This is a genomic window from Pseudomonas sp. B21-023 (assembly GCF_024749165.1).
Taxonomy (GTDB): domain Bacteria; phylum Pseudomonadota; class Gammaproteobacteria; order Pseudomonadales; family Pseudomonadaceae; genus Aquipseudomonas.
The window spans coordinates 715,856-731,834 of record NZ_CP087190.1 but is presented as its reverse complement, the minus strand read 5'-3'; the positions used below and the strand labels follow the sequence as shown (position 1 = coordinate 731,834).

The following is a 15,979-nucleotide window of genomic DNA, read 5'->3' as shown; positions in this document are numbered from 1 at the left end:
TCAGTTTCCTGCGGCGCGACAAATTGCACCGAATTCGTCTGCATTCAGGGACGCTCCACCAATGAGCCCCCCATCGATATCCGGCATGCCGAACAGTTCGGCCGCATTAGCCGCCTTCACGCTGCCGCCGTAGAGAAGCTGCACCTTGCGGGCAACTTCGGCGTCCTTTTCCGCCAACTGCTTGCGGATGGCTGCATGCACATCCTGCGCTTGCTGGGGCGAGGCCGTCAAACCTGTACCAATGGCCCATACAGGCTCATAGGCAATTACTGCATTGGCAAAAGCGGCGATACCGAACGCGTCGATTACACTGCTTAGTTGACGCCCTACAACTTCGAGCGTCTTGCCTGCTTCACGCTCGGCGAGAGTTTCCCCTACACAGAGCACTGGCGTCAAACCACTTTTCTGTGCGGCTGCAAACTTTTGATTCAGCACTTCGTCACTTTCGCCGATAATCTGGCGACGCTCCGAATGGCCGATCAACACCAACTTGCAACCGACTTCTGACAACTGACTCGGTGCAACTTCACCGGTCAGTGCGCCCTGCTCGGGCTGTACCGCAGAATTCTGTGCTCCAACGATGATCCCCTTGCCTTTCAGCCCATCAACAACTTCATTGATGAACAGGGCCGGTGGAAACACCGCGACTTCGATACCGTCGGGAATGAGCATTTTGCCCAACCCCTGAGTCAGCTCAGCGACGCTGGCGCGGGTACCGTGCATCTTCCAGTTACCAGCTACCATGGGGCGACGCATGCTTTACCTCGTCGGTCAAAGTGGGCGCAGATCTTACCCAACCCGATCTGCGCTGGCAAGCCTCTTTCAGGCACAAACTTCTTCAACGAGCTTGGCCAGGGCTTCGGCATGGCCGCGCACCTGGGTTTCGTCGTCACCCTCTACCATCACCCGCACCAACGGCTCGGTACCCGACTTGCGCAGCAACACACGGCCGCGCCCCGCCATGGCCTCGGTCGCCTTGGCGCTAGCCTCCTTGACCAAAGGGTTTTCCAAGGGATCGCTCTTGCCTGCGGCGAAACGCACGTTGATCAGCACCTGAGGGCATTTGCGCACCGCCTGGCGTGCCTGGGCAAGGTTCTCGCCTCGGCGCTTGAGCGCCATCAGCACCTGCAGCGCGGCGATGATCGCGTCTCCCGTGGTGGTGTGGCTACCGCAGACGACATGCCCGGAATTTTCGCCACCCAGCAGCCATTCGCGCTCGAGCAGCTCGGCCATCACGTAGCGATCACCCACCTTGGCGCGCACGAACGGAATATCAAGCTCCTTGAACGCCAACTCCAGGCCCAGGTTGCTCATCAACGTACCGACCACGCCGCCTTGCAGCTTGCCGCGCTCCTGCAAGTCGCGGCCAATGATGAACAGCAACTCGTCGCCGTCGACGATAGTGCCGGTGTGGTCGACCATCAGCACACGGTCACCGTCGCCGTCGAAGGCGATGCCGATGTCCGCATGCCCGACCAGCACCGCGGCCTGCAGCGACTCGATATGGGTCGAACCACAGCCCTCGTTGATGTTCAGGCCATCTGGCGCTGCGTGCAGTACCGTGACTTCGGCACCGAGCTCACGGAACACGCTCGGCGCGACCTTGTAGGTGGCGCCGTGCGCGCAGTCCACCACGATCTTGAGGCCATCGAAGCTGGTGCTACTGGGCACGCTGCTCTTGCAGAACTCGATATAGCGCCCCGCCGCGTCGTTGATACGCGAAACCTTGCCCAGCTTGCTGGACTCGACAACGGTCATCGGCTGGTCGAGCAGTTCCTCGATCATCAGCTCGACTTCATCCGGCAGCTTGGTACCGGCGCCGGAGAAAAACTTGATGCCGTTGTCATCATGCGGATTGTGCGAGGCGCTGATGACGATACCCGCTTCAGCATGGAAAGTGCGCGTCAGGTAAGCGATGGCAGGCGTCGGCATCGGCCCGAGCAGCATCACATCGGCGCCGGCCGCAGACAGGCCGGCCTCCAGCGCGGACTCGAACATGTAACCCGAGATACGCGTGTCCTTGCCGACCAGCACTCGGCAATTTCCCTGCTTGCGGAAGGCCATGCCCGCCGCCCAGCCGAGTTTCAGCATGAAGTCCGGGGTGATGGGGAACTGGCCAACGCGACCACGGATACCATCGGTACCAAAGTATTTTCTGCTCATAGTGACTCCAATGTTCTTATTCGGCGTTCTGCACGGCCGCGATCATGCGCACCACGTCGACGGTTTCCGCCACGTCATGCACCCGCAGGATGCTCGCACCCTTGGTCATGGCCAATGCCGCCAGCGCCAGGCTACCGTACAGGCGCTCACCAACGGGGCGACCCAGCGCGAGGCCGATCATGCTCTTGCGCGAGACGCCCACCAGAAGCGGCCTCCCGAGGCGATAGAGCGCTTCCATGTGTTTGAAAAGGCTGAGGTTGTGCTCAAGGGTCTTGGCAAAGCCGAACCCCGGGTCGAGGAGGATGCGTTCAGCCCCGATGCCAGCCGCCGCGCAGGCAGCCATACGCTGTTCAAGATAGCGCGTAACATCGGCTGTCACATCTTCATACTGCGGATTGTCCTGCATGTTGCCCGGCTCGCCGCGCATGTGCATGAGACACACCGGCAAGCCGGTGTCCGCCGCCGCATCCAGCGCACCGTCGCGCTCCAGGGCGCGCACGTCGTTGATCAAGCCAGCGCCGAGGCGCGCGGATTCGCGCATGACCGCGGGCGTCGAGGTATCGACCGAGATGACCACGTCGAGCCGGCTGTTGATCGCTTCGACGATCGGCGCGACGCGTTCCAACTCCTCGAGCGGGGATACCGCTCGCGCACCAGGCCGGGTGGACTCGCCTCCGACATCGATCAGCGTAGCACCCGCTGAAACCATGGCTTCAGCATGACGCAGGGCCTCGTCGCGCTGATTGAAGCGCCCACCATCGGAGAACGAGTCTGGGGTGACGTTGAGAATACCCATGACATGGGTACGGGACAAATCAAGAACCCGGTTGCCACAAGGCAACCGGGCCGGGTACTGCTTAGAGCTCATAGATGCCCTTAGTGTTGAGCCGCTGGACCGCCGATCGGCGACTCCGGACGATCATCCTGGGAAGCCTGCTTGCCAGAGGTCCCGGCATCGTTGTCCCAGTCACGTGGCTCACGCGGAGTGCGGCCAGCCATGATGTCGTCGATCTGGTCGGCATCGATGGTTTCGTACTTCATCAATGCCTCGGCCATGGCGTCGAGCTTGTCGCGATTGTCGGTGAGAATCTGCTTGGCCGTGGCATAGCACTGGTCGATGATGCTGCGTACTTCGGAGTCGATCATCTTCGCCGTCTCGCCGGAAACGCTGGCATGCTGGCTACCCGCGCTGCGGCCGAGGAACACCTCGCCCTCTTCTTCGGCGTACATCAGCGGCCCGAGTTTTTCGGACAGGCCCCACTTGGTGACCATGTTCCGAGCAATCTGGCTCGCACGCATGATGTCGTTGGAGGCGCCAGTGGTCACACCGTCGAAGCCCAGGGTCATCTCTTCAGCGATACGACCGCCGTAAAGCGAGCAGATCTGGCTGATCAGCGCACGCTTGGACAGGCTGTAACGGTCTTCTTCCGGCAGGAACATGGTCACACCCAGGGCACGACCACGCGGAATGATCGACACCTTGTACACCGGATCATGCTCGGGGACGACACGGCCGACGATGGCGTGACCAGCTTCGTGGTAAGCGGTGTTCTGCTTCTCTTTCTCGGACATGACCATGGTCTTGCGCTCGGCGCCCATCATGATCTTGTCCTTGGCCAGCTCGAACTCCTTCATCTCGACCACGCGCTTGCTGGAACGGGCAGCGAACAGCGACGCCTCGTTGACCAGGTTGGCCAGGTCGGCACCGGAGAAGCCAGGGGTACCGCGGGCGATGACCGCCGCGTTGACGTTCTCGCCGATTGGCACCTTGCGCATGTGCACTTTGAGGATCTGCTCACGACCACGGATGTCCGGCAGGCCGACCACCACCTGGCGGTCGAAGCGGCCCGGGCGCAGCAGCGCCGGGTCGAGCACGTCAGGGCGGTTGGTGGCGGCGATGACGATGATGCCATCGTTCATCTCGAAGCCATCCATTTCGACCAGCAACTGGTTCAGGGTCTGCTCACGCTCGTCGTGACCGCCGCCCATGCCGGCGCCACGGTGGCGGCCGACGGCGTCGATCTCGTCGATGAAGATGATGCATGGTGCGTGCTTCTTGGCCTGCTCGAACATGTCGCGCACGCGGCTGGCACCCACGCCGACGAACATCTCGACGAAGTCGGAACCGGAAATGGTGAAGAACGGCACCTTGGCTTCGCCGGCGATGGCCTTGGCCAGCAGGGTCTTACCGGTACCGGGCGGGCCGACCATCAGCACACCGCGGGGGATGCGGCCACCCAGGCGCTGGAACTTGCCAGGGTCACGCAGGAACTCGACCAGTTCGCCAACTTCTTCCTTGGCCTCGTCGCAACCGGCAACGTCAGCCAGGGTAGTCTTGACCTGATCTTCGGACAGCAGGCGCGCCTTGCTCTTGCCGAAGCTCATCGGGCCGCCTTTACCACCGGCACCGCCCTGCATCTGGCGCATGAAGAACATGAACACGGCGATGATCACCAGAATCGGGAAGCTGGCGACCAACAGTTGCGTCCAGATGCTCTGCTGCTCAGGCTGCTTGCCTTCGACGGTGACGTGGTTATCGACCAGGTCGCCGATCAGGCCGTTATCCGTGATGGCTGGGCGGACGGTCTTGAAGTTGTCGCCGTCGGTGCGCTTGCCGGTAATGATGTAGCCGTCGACGGTCACGCGCTCGACCTTGCCATCCTTGACCTGCTGGATGAAGTCGGAATAGTTGAGGGTCTGCGGCTCGTTAGGGCTCGAGAAGTTGTTCATCACCGTCACCAGGACGGCGGCGATGATCAACCAGAGGATCAGATTCTTTGCCATGTCGTTCAATTCGCTACCCTCTGAGGCCGGCGCACGACGCAGCCGTGCCTCGCATGATATTCATCGCCCTAACTTACTACATTACCCACGCATCCGCAGGCACCGTCTGTAACCCTTTGTGAAAGCTAGACTACACGAAGTTCGGACGATCCAGACGGAGCCGCCGATTGGAAATAACTATCGGCAACCCCGCAGCACGCCTTTCACGCTCCCTTGAAACCCTTGCCCAACAGGTACTGTTCGCGGGAACGATCCCGCGAGGACGACGGCTTGCGCATCTGCACCTTGTCGAACTTGCTGCGCACGTCCTTCAGGTACATGTCGAAACCCTCGCCCTGGAAGATCTTGATCAGGAAATCCCCGCCGGGCTTGAGCACGCGGGTCGCCAGATCCAGGGCCAGTTCGCAGAGGAACATGGCACGCGGCATGTCCACCGCGGGCGTACCACTCATATTGGGGGCCATATCGGAAATCACAAGGTCTACGTGCGAATCACCGACCGCCTGCAGGATCTGCTGCAGCACTTCGTCCTGGGTAAAGTCGCCCTGGATGAAGGTAACGTCCGGGATCGAGTCCATTTCCAGGATGTCCGAGGCGATCAACCGCCCTTGGCCGCCAATCAGACGACTGGTCACCTGCGACCAGCCACCTGGCGCTGCGCCGAGGTCGATCACGCTCATGCCGGGGCGGATCAGGCGATCTTTCTCCTGGATCTCCAGCAGCTTGTAGCTCGCACGCGAGCGATAACCATCCTTCTGCGCTTGCTTCACAAAAGGGTCGTTGAAATGTTCACGCAGCCAGTTGGCGCTGCTTTTGGAACGTTGTACCACGGGGCACCTCGATGATATGCGTCGTGTTTGACTGGGCGGAGCCAGGGGCCCTCGGGTAAAATGCCCGTCAATTTTACAGAATCAGACGAAAAGGGTCAGATTATGCCGCTCAATAACGAGCAGAAGAAGCAATACAAGTCCATTGGTCATGACCTGAAGCCGGTCCTGATCGTTGCTGGCAACGGTGTGAACGAAGGCGTCGCCGCCGAACTGGAGCGCGCCTTGGCCGATCACGAGCTGATCAAGGTCGAAATCCGTTCGGAAGACCGTGAAGAGCGCGCCGCCGCGATTGCCGAACTGTGCAAGGTCGGCCGCGCCGAACTGGTGCAGACCATCGGCAAGAAAGCGCTGATCTACCGAAAGAACCCACAGCCGAACAAGCAGCTGTCCAACATCCACCGTTACAAGTAACAGTGGCGCCGATCAGTGGCGCGCCTAGCGCGCCCTGACCGGAACCGGCTGGGCAACCAGCACGATGCCGGAGAAGCCCAGCACCAAAAAGCAGAACATCTGCCAGCGCTCACCCACGGAGATCCCGTAGCGCAGGGTGTAGTAGCTGAGGCAGGCAGCAAAGCCAAGCAGCAGCATCTGCCCACGGAACTGCCGCCACCAGGCCGCCAGGCCATCCACCCTCGCCAATACTGCCAGCTGGGTCAACAGCCCGAGCAGCGCCACGCCGATCAACCAACGGTCGATCTGCACGGCAATATCCTGCACCAGCAACGGCGCAAGGCCACTGACCTTGAGCGCCGGCACCAACCCCACGTGGAACACCCACAAGCCACCGACCCAGAAAACCTGGGCCAGCTGCCAGAGGATCCCCTCGAGGGATGGCGCCCGCAGGCGCCGGTCAGATGTGCTTGACTTCGACAATCTCGTACTCGACCGTGCCACTTGGCGTCTTGACGACGACAGTATCACCTTCTTCCTTGCCGATGATGGCACGGGCGATCGGCGCACCGCTGGAGAGCTTGCCCTGCTTCACGTCGGCCTCGTCCTCGCCGACGATCTGGTAGGTCACCTCTTCATCGGTCTCGGTGTTCGCCAGCACCACGGTGGTGCCGAAAATCACCTTGCCGGTGTGGGCGATGGTGGTGACGTCGATCACCACCGAGTTCTGCAGGCGGCCTTCGATATCGCGGATACGCGCCTCGACCATGCCCTGCTCCTCACGGGCGGCATGGTATTCGGCGTTTTCCTTGAGGTCGCCCAGCTCGCGAGCTTCGCCGATTGCCTGGCTCAGGCGCGGACGCTCGGTCTTGCTCAGGAACAGATGCTCTTCTTCCAGGGCGCGAGCGCCCTGGACGGTCATCGGATACTTGGTAATGCTCATGCTTTGAGTCCTGCATGCAGATCCTGCAGGCGACGAACGGTCTTTTCCGGACCGAATTTCAGCGCCTCGCAGATGGCTTCACCGGCCGCAATGGTGGTGGTGCAGTAAATCTTGTGCTGCAGCGCATTGCGACGAATCGAGTAGGAGTCGGCAATCGACTGGCGGCCTTCAGTGGTGTTGATGATCAGCGACACTTCGTCGTTCTTGATCATGTCGACCACGTGCGGGCGACCCTCGGTCACCTTGTTCACACGGCGCACTTTCAGGCCGGCCGCTTCGATAACCTTGGCGGTGCCTGCAGTTGCAACCACTTCGAAGCCCAGGGCGATCAGGTCGCGAGCAACCCCAGCCACTTGTGGCTTGTCGTCGTCACGCACGCTGATGAACGCGGTACCGCCGGTCGGCAGCACTTCGCTGGCGCCCATCTGGGCCTTGGCGAAGGCTTCACCGAAGCTGTCGCCGACACCCATGACTTCACCGGTGGATTTCATCTCAGGGCCGAGGATCGGGTCAACCCCCGGGAACTTGGCGAACGGGAAGACGGCTTCCTTGACGCTGTAGAAGTTCGGGATGATTTCCTGGGTGAAGCCCAGTTCTTTCAGGGTTTTTCCAGCCATTACGCGCGCGGCGATCATCGCCAGCGAGGTGCCGATGCACTTGGACACGAACGGCACGGTACGCGAGGCGCGCGGGTTGACCTCGATCACGTAGATCTTGTCGCCCTGCAAGGCCAGCTGCACGTTCATCAGGCCGACCACGCCCAGCTCCAGGGCCATTTTCTTGACCTGTACGCGGACTTCGTCCTGCACTTCCTTGCTCAGCGAGTAAGGTGGCAGCGAGCACGCCGAGTCACCGGAGTGAACGCCGGCCTGCTCGATGTGCTGCATGATCGCGCCGATCACCACGTCGGTACCGTCGCAGACCGCATCCACGTCCATCTCGATGGCGCAGTTGAGGAAGTGGTCAAGCAGCACCGGGCTGTCGTTGGACACTTGCACCGCTTCACGCAGGTAGCGCTTGAGTTCGTCCAGTTCGTAGACGATCTCCATCGCACGGCCGCCCAGTACGTAGGACGGGCGCACCACCAGCGGGTAGCCGATAGTGCCGGCCGCCTTGATGGCTTCGTCTTCGCTGCGCACGGTGGCGTTTGGCGGCTGCAGCAGGTTCAGGCGCTGAACCATCTGCTGGAAACGCTCGCGGTCTTCGGCGCGGTCGATGGCGTCCGGGCTGGTGCCGATGATTGGCACGCCGGCTTCTTCCAGGGCACGGGCCAGTTTCAGCGGGGTCTGGCCGCCGTAGTGGACGATGACGCCCTTCGGCTTCTCGACGCGGCAGACTTCCAGCACGTCTTCCAGGGTCAGCGGCTCGAAGTACAGACGGTCGGAGGTGTCGTAGTCGGTGGAGACGGTTTCCGGGTTGCAGTTGACCATGATGGTCTCGTAACCGTCTTCACGCAGTGCCAGCGCAGCGTGCACGCAACAGTAGTCGAACTCGATGCCTTGGCCGATACGGTTCGGGCCACCGCCCAGGATCATGATCTTGTCGCGGGTCGACGGATTGGCCTCGCACTCTTCCTCGTAGGTCGAGTACAGGTAGGCAGTGTCGGTGGCGAACTCGGCGGCGCAGGTGTCGACGCGCTTGTACACCGGGAACACTTCCAGCTTGTGGCGGTGACGGCGCAGGTTCTTGTCAGTGATACCGAGCAGCTTGGCCAGGCGCTGGTCCGAGAAGCCCTTGCGCTTGAGGCGCAGCATGTAGTCCTTGTCGATTGCCGACAGGGCCAGGGTCTTGACCTTCTCTTCTTCCTTGATCAGGTCTTCCATCTGCACCAGGAACCACAGGTCGATGCCGGTCAGCTGGAAGATTTCCTCGATGGTCATGCCCGAACGCATGGCGTCGGCCACGTACCAGATACGCTCAGCACCCGGCACGGTCAGTTCGCGCTTGAGGATGCTGGCCGCTTCCGGGCTGGCCAGGTCGACTTTCGGGTCGAGGCCGCAGGCGCCGACTTCCAGGCCACGCAGGGCTTTCTGCAGGGATTCCTGGAAGGTACGGCCGATGGCCATGACTTCACCGACAGACTTCATCTGGGTGGTCAGGCGGGCATCGGCCTTGGGGAATTTCTCGAAGGCAAAGCGCGGCAGCTTGGTGACGACGTAGTCGATCGACGGCTCGAAGGACGCCGGAGTACGGCCGCCGGTGATGTCGTTCTGCAGTTCGTCGAGGGTGTAGCCGATGGCCAGCTTGGCGGCGATCTTGGCGATCGGGAAACCGGTGGCCTTGGACGCCAGAGCCGAGGAGCGAGAGACGCGCGGGTTCATCTCGATCACGACCATGCGGCCGGTGTTCGGGCAGATGCCGAACTGCACGTTGGAGCCGCCGGTTTCGACACCGATTTCACGCAGCACCGCCAGCGAGGCGTTGCGCATGATCTGGTATTCCTTGTCGGTCAGGGTCTGTGCCGGAGCAACGGTGATCGAGTCACCGGTGTGCACGCCCATCGGATCGAAGTTCTCGATCGAGCAGACGATGATGCAGTTGTCCTTCTTGTCGCGGACCACCTCCATCTCGTATTCCTTCCAACCGATCAGCGATTCGTCGATCAGCAGTTCCTTGGTCGGCGACAGGTCCAGACCACGGGTGCAGATTTCTTCGAACTCTTCACGGTTGTAGGCAATCCCGCCACCGGTGCCGCCCATGGTGAACGATGGGCGGATGATGCACGGGAAGCCGAGCTTCTCGAGGACCGCATTGGCCTCTTCCATGCTGTGGGCGATACCCGAGCGCGGGCACTCCAGGCCGATATCCTTCATGGCCTTGTCGAAGCGCGAGCGGTCTTCGGCCTTGTCGATGGTGTCAGCGTTGGCACCGATCATCTCCACGCCGAACTTTTCCAGAACGCCATGGCGCTCCAGGTCCAGGGCGCAGTTCAGCGCGGTCTGGCCGCCCATGGTCGGCAGGACGGCGTCCGGGCGCTCTTTCTCGATGATCTTGGCCACCGATTGCCATTTGATCGGCTCGATGTAGGTGGCGTCGGCCATGGCCGGGTCGGTCATGATGGTGGCTGGGTTGGAGTTCACCAGGATGACGCGGAAACCTTCCTCGCGCAGGGCCTTGCAGGCCTGGGCGCCGGAATAGTCGAACTCACAGGCCTGGCCGATCACGATCGGGCCAGCGCCGAGAATCAGGATGCTTTTGATGTCTGTACGTTTTGGCATGGTGGTCACTCAAATCCGGGGTCAGTCGGCAAGCCGCTTTGAACAATCTGGGTCAGGCGCTTCCGGGCACGGCACAAGCCGGCCCGGGGCCTTGAAGCAGGATGCTCAGCGGCGCTTGGCCATGGCATCGGTGAAACGATCGAACAGTGGCGCGACATCGGTCGGGCCCGGGCTCGCTTCAGGGTGGCCCTGGAAGCTGAACGCGCATTTGTCGGTGCGCTCGATACCCTGCAGGGTGCCGTCGAACAGCGACTTGTGGATGGCGCGAACATTGCCTGGCAGGGTGGCTTCGTCGACGGCAAAGCCGTGGTTCTGGCTGGTGATCATGACCACACCGGTATCCAGGTCCTGGACCGGGTGGTTGGCACCGTGGTGGCCGTGGCCCATCTTCACGGTCTTGGCACCGGAGGCCAGGGCCAGCAGCTGGTGGCCGAGGCAGATGCCGAAGACCGGAATCTCGGTCTCGAGGATTTCCTTGATCGCCTGGATGGCGTAGTCGCATGGCTCCGGATCACCAGGGCCGTTGGACAGGAACACACCATCGGGGTTGAGCGCGAGCACTTCGCTGGCCGGGGTCTGGGCAGGCACCACGGTGACGCGGCAACCACGCGCGACCAACATGCGCAGGATGTTCAGCTTGACGCCGTAGTCGAAGGCAACCACGTGGTACGGCAGGTCGGCAGCATCGATGGTCGGGTGGCTGTCGGTCTTCAGCTCCCACACGCTGGAACGCCACTCGTAGCGCTCCTTGGTGGAAACGACCTTGGCCAGGTCCATGCCCTTCAGGCCCGGGAAGGCACGGGCAGCGGCGATGGCCTGCTCTTCGGTGATGTTGTCACCGGCGAGGATGCAGCCGTTCTGGGCGCCCTTTTCACGCAGGATACGGGTCAGGCGACGGGTATCGATACCGGCGATGGCGACAACGTTGTTGGCCTTGAGGTACTCAGGCAGCGACTGGGTGTTGCGCCAGTTGCTGGCCAGCAGCGGCAGGTCGCGGATGACCAGGCCAGCGGACCAGACGCGGTTGGATTCGGCGTCTTCCGGGGTGGTGCCGGTATTGCCGATGTGCGGGTAGGTCAGGGTGACGATTTGCTGCGAGTAGGAAGGGTCTGTAAGGATTTCCTGGTAGCCGGTCATAGCGGTGTTGAATACCACCTCGCCAACGGTCTGACCGTCGGCACCAATGGCTTCACCGCGAAAAATACTGCCGTCGGCAAGGGCGAGTATGGCTGGCTTTGTCAAGAAGACCTCCCGTAAATCAAGCATGAAAGGGCGATCGCAGGTTGCAAAAAAGCGGAGTGACGTATGGACACGTCACCCCGCTTTTAAGTGCTGAATTCAATTCGCTGCGCGCTTTTAGTGGACACACTAAAGCTGTAGCTTACAGAAAAGTGCGTTTTCGGTCTACCGTAGATGTGCCTCTAAAACACACCAATGCGACAAGGGGCTGCCAGGCAGCCCCGTGGCATCAACGCAGCTCGAGCACGTCCTGCATGTCGTACAGGCCAGGCTCACGCCCTTCCAGCCACAGCGCAGCGCGCACGGCGCCCTTGGCGAACGTCATGCGGCTGGAGGCCTTGTGAGTGATCTCCAGGCGCTCGCCTTCGGCGGCGAACAGCACGGTGTGATCACCGACCACATCACCGGCACGCACGGTGGCGAAACCGATGGTCTTGCGATCACGAGCACCGGTCTGGCCTTCACGACCATAAACCGCCACTTCCTGCAGGTCGCGCCCCAACGCATTGGCAACCACTTCACCCATGCGCAGCGCGGTCCCCGACGGCGCGTCGACCTTGTGCCGGTGATGGGCCTCGATGATCTCGATATCCACATCATCGCCCAGCACCCGGGCCGCCATGTCCAACAGCTTGAGACTGAGGTTCACACCCACGCTGAAGTTCGCGGCGAAGACGATCGGGATCTCCTTGCCCGCCTCTGCCAGCAGCTCTTTCTCTTCCGGCGTGAAACCGGTGGTGCCGATAACCATGGCCTTGCCCGCCTTGCGGCAGAACGCCAGGTTCTTCAGGGTCACCGAAGGATGCGTGAAGTCGATCAGCACATCGAACTCGTCGGCAACCTTGGCCAGGTCATCACAGATCGGCACGCCGATACGCCCCAGGGCCGCCAGCTCACCGGCATCAGCCCCGACCAGCGAGCTGTCCGGGCGGTCGATCGCCGCCGTCAGGCCCGTCAGGGGCGCCTGCTGCTGCACGGCCTCGACGAGGGTCTTGCCCATCCGCCCCGCCGCGCCCATTACCGCAATACGTCGCATAGCCTGTTCCTTCTCAGAGATCGCCGAAGAAGCGCTTCATACCCTCGAACCAGCCACTGGCCTTGGGCGAATGGGAGCTGTCACCCTCGAGCGAGTCACGCAGCTCTTCGAGCAGTTCGCGCTGGCGACGGCTGAGGTTGACCGGCGTTTCCACCGCCACGCGGCACAGCAGGTCGCCTGCAGCACCACCGCGCACCGGCGCCACACCCTTGCCACGCAAGCGGAACTGCTTGCCGGTCTGGGTGCCTTCGGGAATTTTCAGCTTCACGCGACCATCGAGGGTCGGCACTTCCAGCTCGCCACCCAGGGCGGCGTCGGTGTAGCTGATCGGTACTTCGCAGTAGAGGTGCTTGCCGTCGCGCTGGAAGATCGGGTGCTCGCGCACATTGACGACCACATACAGGTCACCGGTCGGACCGCCATGGGCACCCGCCTCGCCTTCGCCGGACAGGCGGATGCGATCGCCGGTATCGACGCCAGCCGGCACCTTGACCGACAGGGTCTTGTATTCCTCGACACGACCTTCGCCGTGGCACGAGCCGCAAGGGTCGGTGATGATCTTGCCCTGGCCATGGCAGCGGGGGCACGTCTGCTGCACCGCGAAGAAGCCCTGCTGCATGCGCACCTGACCGATACCGCCACAGGTCGGGCAGGTCGACGGGGTCGAGCCCTTCTTGGCGCCGGAGCCGTCGCACGGCTTGCAGTTGACCAGCGTAGGGACGCGGATATTGACCGTGGTACCGCGCACCGCCTCCTCGAGATTGAGCTCGAGGGTGTAGCGCAGGTCACTGCCACGCTGGGCGCCGCCACGACCACCACCACGGCCACCGCCGAAGAAATCACTGAAGACATCACCGAAGATATCGGAGAAGTTGGCACCACCGAAACCGGCACCGCCGCCACCCATGCTCGGGTCGACGCCGGCGTGGCCGTACTGGTCGTACGCCGCACGCTTGCTGGCATCCGACAGCACTTCGTAGGCCTCGTTGGCTTCCTTGAACAGGTCTTCCGACTCTTTATCACCCGGGTTGCGGTCAGGGTGGTACTTCATCGCCAGACGGCGGTAGGCCTTCTTCAGATCACCTTCACTGGCGCCACGCTCGACACCCAGGACTTCATAAAAATCACGCTTTGCCATAGGTCATTTGCACTCTTGGGGGCGTTCGGCATACCTCTGCGCATCGGTGCGCCATGCCGTCAGCACCTGCCGCCATACGCGAATGCGCCCAGACAGATGCTGTAAATAATTCTCGTGTTCCAGACACGCCAACGCGGGAGCAAGCCCCCGCGCGGCGACATCCTACCAGCTCACCGGCAAACGACGGTGAACTGGGCGACAACATGCAGGACTTACTGCTTGTTGTTGTCTTTTACTTCTTCGAACTCGGCGTCAACCACGTCGTCGTGCTTGGCTTCCGGTTCGGCCTGCTGGGCGCCGCCCTGCGGTTGCTCGGCCTGTTGCTCGGCGTACATCTTCTGGGCAACAGGGGCCGAAACCTTGGACAGCTCCTCGACCTTGGCGTCGATGGCAGCCTTGTCGTCGCCCTTGACGGCGGCCTCCAGGGCAACCACGGCGGCCTCGATGGCAGTCTTCTCTTCGGCGGTGACCTTGTCACCCGCTTCAGTGACCATCTTGCGGGTCGAGTGGACCAGCGCATCACCCTGGTTACGGGCGGCGGCCAGCTCTTCGAACTTGCGGTCTTCCTCGGCGTTGGCCTCGGCGTCACGCACCATTTTCTCGATTTCTTCGTCGGACAGACCGGAGTTGGCCTTGATCACGATCGACTGCGCCTTGCCGGTAGCCTTGTCCTTCGCACCGACGTGCAGGATGCCGTTGGCGTCGATGTCGAAGGTCACTTCGATCTGCGGCACGCCGCGTGGAGCCGGCGGGATGTCAGCCAGGTCGAACTTGCCCAGCGACTTGTTCTGCGAAGCTTGCTTGCGCTCGCCCTGCAGCACGTGGATGGTCACGGCGCCCTGGTTGTCGTCGGCGGTCGAGAACACCTGCGACTTCTTGGTCGGGATGGTGGTGTTCTTCTCGATCAGCGCGGTCATCACGCCACCCATGGTTTCGATACCCAGGGTCAGCGGGCTGACGTCCAGCAGCAGCACGTCCTTCACGTCACCGGCCAGAACGGCACCCTGGATGGCGGCACCCATGGCAACGGCTTCGTCCGGGTTGACGTCCTTGCGCGCTTCTTTACCAAAGAAGTCGGCAACGGCTTTCTGCACCATCGGCATACGGGTCTGGCCACCGACCAGGATCACGTCGTCGATCTTGCTGGCATCAATGCCGGCGTCCTTCAGGGCGATGCGGCATGGCTCGATGGTACGGTTGACCAGGTCTTCGACCAGCGACTCCAGCTTGGCGCGGGAGATCTTCACGTTCAGGTGCTTCGGACCAGTTGCATCTGCAGTGATGTACGGCAGGTTGACGTCAGTCGACTGAGCCGAGGACAGCTCGATCTTGGCCTTTTCAGCGGCTTCTTTCAGGCGCTGCAGGGCCAGGGGATCGTTCTTCAGGTCCATGCCGGACTCTTTCTTGAACTCGTCGACGAGGTAGTCGATCAGGCGCATGTCGAAGTCTTCGCCACCCAGGAAGGTGTCACCGTTGGTGGCCAGCACTTCGAACTGGTGCTCACCGTCGACTTCGGCGATTTCGATGACCGATACGTCGAAGGTACCACCACCCAGGTCATAGACGATGACGGTATGGTCGCCCTTGCCCTTGTCCATGCCGTAGGCCAGCGCAGCGGCGGTCGGCTCGTTGATGATGCGTTTTACGTCCAGGCCAGCGATGCGGCCGGCGTCCTTGGTCGCCTGGCGCTGGCTGTCGTTGAAGTAGGCCGGCACGGTGATGACCGCTTCGGTGACCGGCTCGCCGAGGTAGTCTTCGGCGGTCTTCTTCATTTTTTTCAGGACTTCGGCGCTGATCTGCGGCGGAGCCATCTGCTTGTCGGCAGCCTCGACCCAGGCGTCACCATTGTTGGCCTTGACGATCTTGTAAGGCACCAGCTTGATGTCTTTCTGTACGACATCTTCTTCGAAGCGGCGGCCGATCAGACGCTTCACCGCGAACAGGGTGTTGTGCGGGTTGGTGACCGCCTGGCGCTTGGCCGACTGGCCAACCAGGATCTCGCCGTCGTTGGCGTAGGCGATGATCGAAGGCGTGGTGCGCGCGCCTTCGGCGTTCTCGATGACCTTGGCAGTGCCGTTTTCCAGCACGGAGACGCAGGAGTTGGTGGTCCCCAGGTCGATACCGATGATTTTACCCATGTTGATTCTCCCGAAACTTGAATTTGGTAGCAGCGACTGCTTTGGCCAACTGCGCTAATACTTGAAGGCTTGACACCTAGATGGGGGTGCCCGAAAAGAT

General features: G+C 61.8%; 13 protein-coding genes. 1 reads left to right on the top strand and 12 read right to left on the bottom strand.

Annotated elements, in window-relative coordinates:
- The 5 genes from tpiA to rlmE form a co-directional block, all read right to left on the bottom strand.
- Positions 1–756, bottom strand: a complete 756-nt coding sequence (gene tpiA / locus LOY42_RS03345) for a triose-phosphate isomerase (RefSeq protein ID WP_139673714.1) — start codon at positions 754–756, stop codon at positions 1–3.
- A gap of 66 nt (positions 757–822) precedes the next feature.
- Positions 823–2,163, bottom strand: a complete 1,341-nt coding sequence (gene glmM, locus LOY42_RS03340) for a phosphoglucosamine mutase (protein WP_110701750.1) — start codon at positions 2,161–2,163, stop codon at positions 823–825.
- 16 nt (positions 2,164–2,179) lie between these two features.
- Positions 2,180–3,031, bottom strand: coding sequence for a dihydropteroate synthase (folP, locus tag LOY42_RS03335; protein ID WP_139673717.1), 852 nt, complete (start codon positions 3,029–3,031; stop codon positions 2,180–2,182).
- 8 nt (positions 3,032–3,039) lie between these two features.
- Positions 3,040–4,947, bottom strand: coding sequence for an ATP-dependent zinc metalloprotease FtsH (ftsH, locus tag LOY42_RS03330; protein ID WP_038706866.1), 1,908 nt, complete (start codon positions 4,945–4,947; stop codon positions 3,040–3,042).
- A 203-nt stretch (positions 4,948–5,150) separates the two neighbouring features.
- Entirely contained in the window at positions 5,151–5,777 is a 627-nt protein-coding gene (gene rlmE / locus LOY42_RS03325; RefSeq protein ID WP_011532133.1) for a 23S rRNA (uridine(2552)-2'-O)-methyltransferase RlmE, read from the bottom strand.
- A 102-nt stretch (positions 5,778–5,879) separates the two neighbouring features.
- On the opposite strand from rlmE, the gene LOY42_RS03320 reads away from it, so the two are divergent.
- A complete protein-coding gene (locus LOY42_RS03320) occupies positions 5,880–6,188 on the top strand; it encodes a YhbY family RNA-binding protein (protein WP_102683191.1) in 309 nt (102 codons plus the stop codon).
- 24 nt (positions 6,189–6,212) lie between these two features.
- Here LOY42_RS03320 and LOY42_RS03315 read toward each other — a convergent pair whose 3' ends face one another.
- The 7 genes from LOY42_RS03315 to dnaK all read right to left on the bottom strand — a co-directional run bounded on the left by LOY42_RS03315 (position 6,213) and on the right by dnaK (position 15,879).
- The gene (locus LOY42_RS03315) at positions 6,213–6,650 is read right to left on the bottom strand and encodes an MFS transporter (RefSeq protein WP_102683190.1); all 438 of its coding nucleotides are present in this window, start codon (positions 6,648–6,650) and stop codon (positions 6,213–6,215) included.
- Positions 6,628–7,110, bottom strand: a complete 483-nt coding sequence (gene greA / locus LOY42_RS03310; protein WP_011532131.1) for a transcription elongation factor GreA — start codon at positions 7,108–7,110, stop codon at positions 6,628–6,630. The genes LOY42_RS03315 and greA overlap by 23 nt, the downstream gene beginning before the upstream one ends.
- Positions 7,107–10,328 (bottom strand): carbamoyl-phosphate synthase large subunit, encoded by a 3,222-nt coding sequence (carB, locus tag LOY42_RS03305; RefSeq protein ID WP_031314636.1) that lies wholly within the window; start codon positions 10,326–10,328, stop codon positions 7,107–7,109. The genes greA and carB overlap by 4 nt, the downstream gene beginning before the upstream one ends.
- Positions 10,329–10,433: 105 nt before the next feature.
- Positions 10,434–11,570: a glutamine-hydrolyzing carbamoyl-phosphate synthase small subunit gene (gene carA / locus LOY42_RS03300; RefSeq protein WP_102683188.1), complete on the bottom strand. Its 1,137-nt coding sequence runs from the start codon at positions 11,568–11,570 to the stop codon at positions 10,434–10,436.
- Between the two features lie 226 nt (positions 11,571–11,796).
- Complete coding sequence (gene dapB / locus LOY42_RS03295) at positions 11,797–12,603, bottom strand: 4-hydroxy-tetrahydrodipicolinate reductase (protein ID WP_102683187.1); 807 nt, start codon at positions 12,601–12,603, stop codon at positions 11,797–11,799.
- Positions 12,604–12,616: 13 nt separating this feature from the next.
- Complete coding sequence (gene dnaJ / locus LOY42_RS03290; RefSeq protein ID WP_102683186.1) at positions 12,617–13,741, bottom strand: molecular chaperone DnaJ; 1,125 nt, start codon at positions 13,739–13,741, stop codon at positions 12,617–12,619.
- A gap of 212 nt (positions 13,742–13,953) precedes the next feature.
- A complete protein-coding gene (dnaK, locus tag LOY42_RS03285) occupies positions 13,954–15,879 on the bottom strand; it encodes a molecular chaperone DnaK (protein ID WP_102683185.1) in 1,926 nt (641 codons plus the stop codon).
- Positions 15,880–15,979 lie beyond the last annotated feature (100 nt).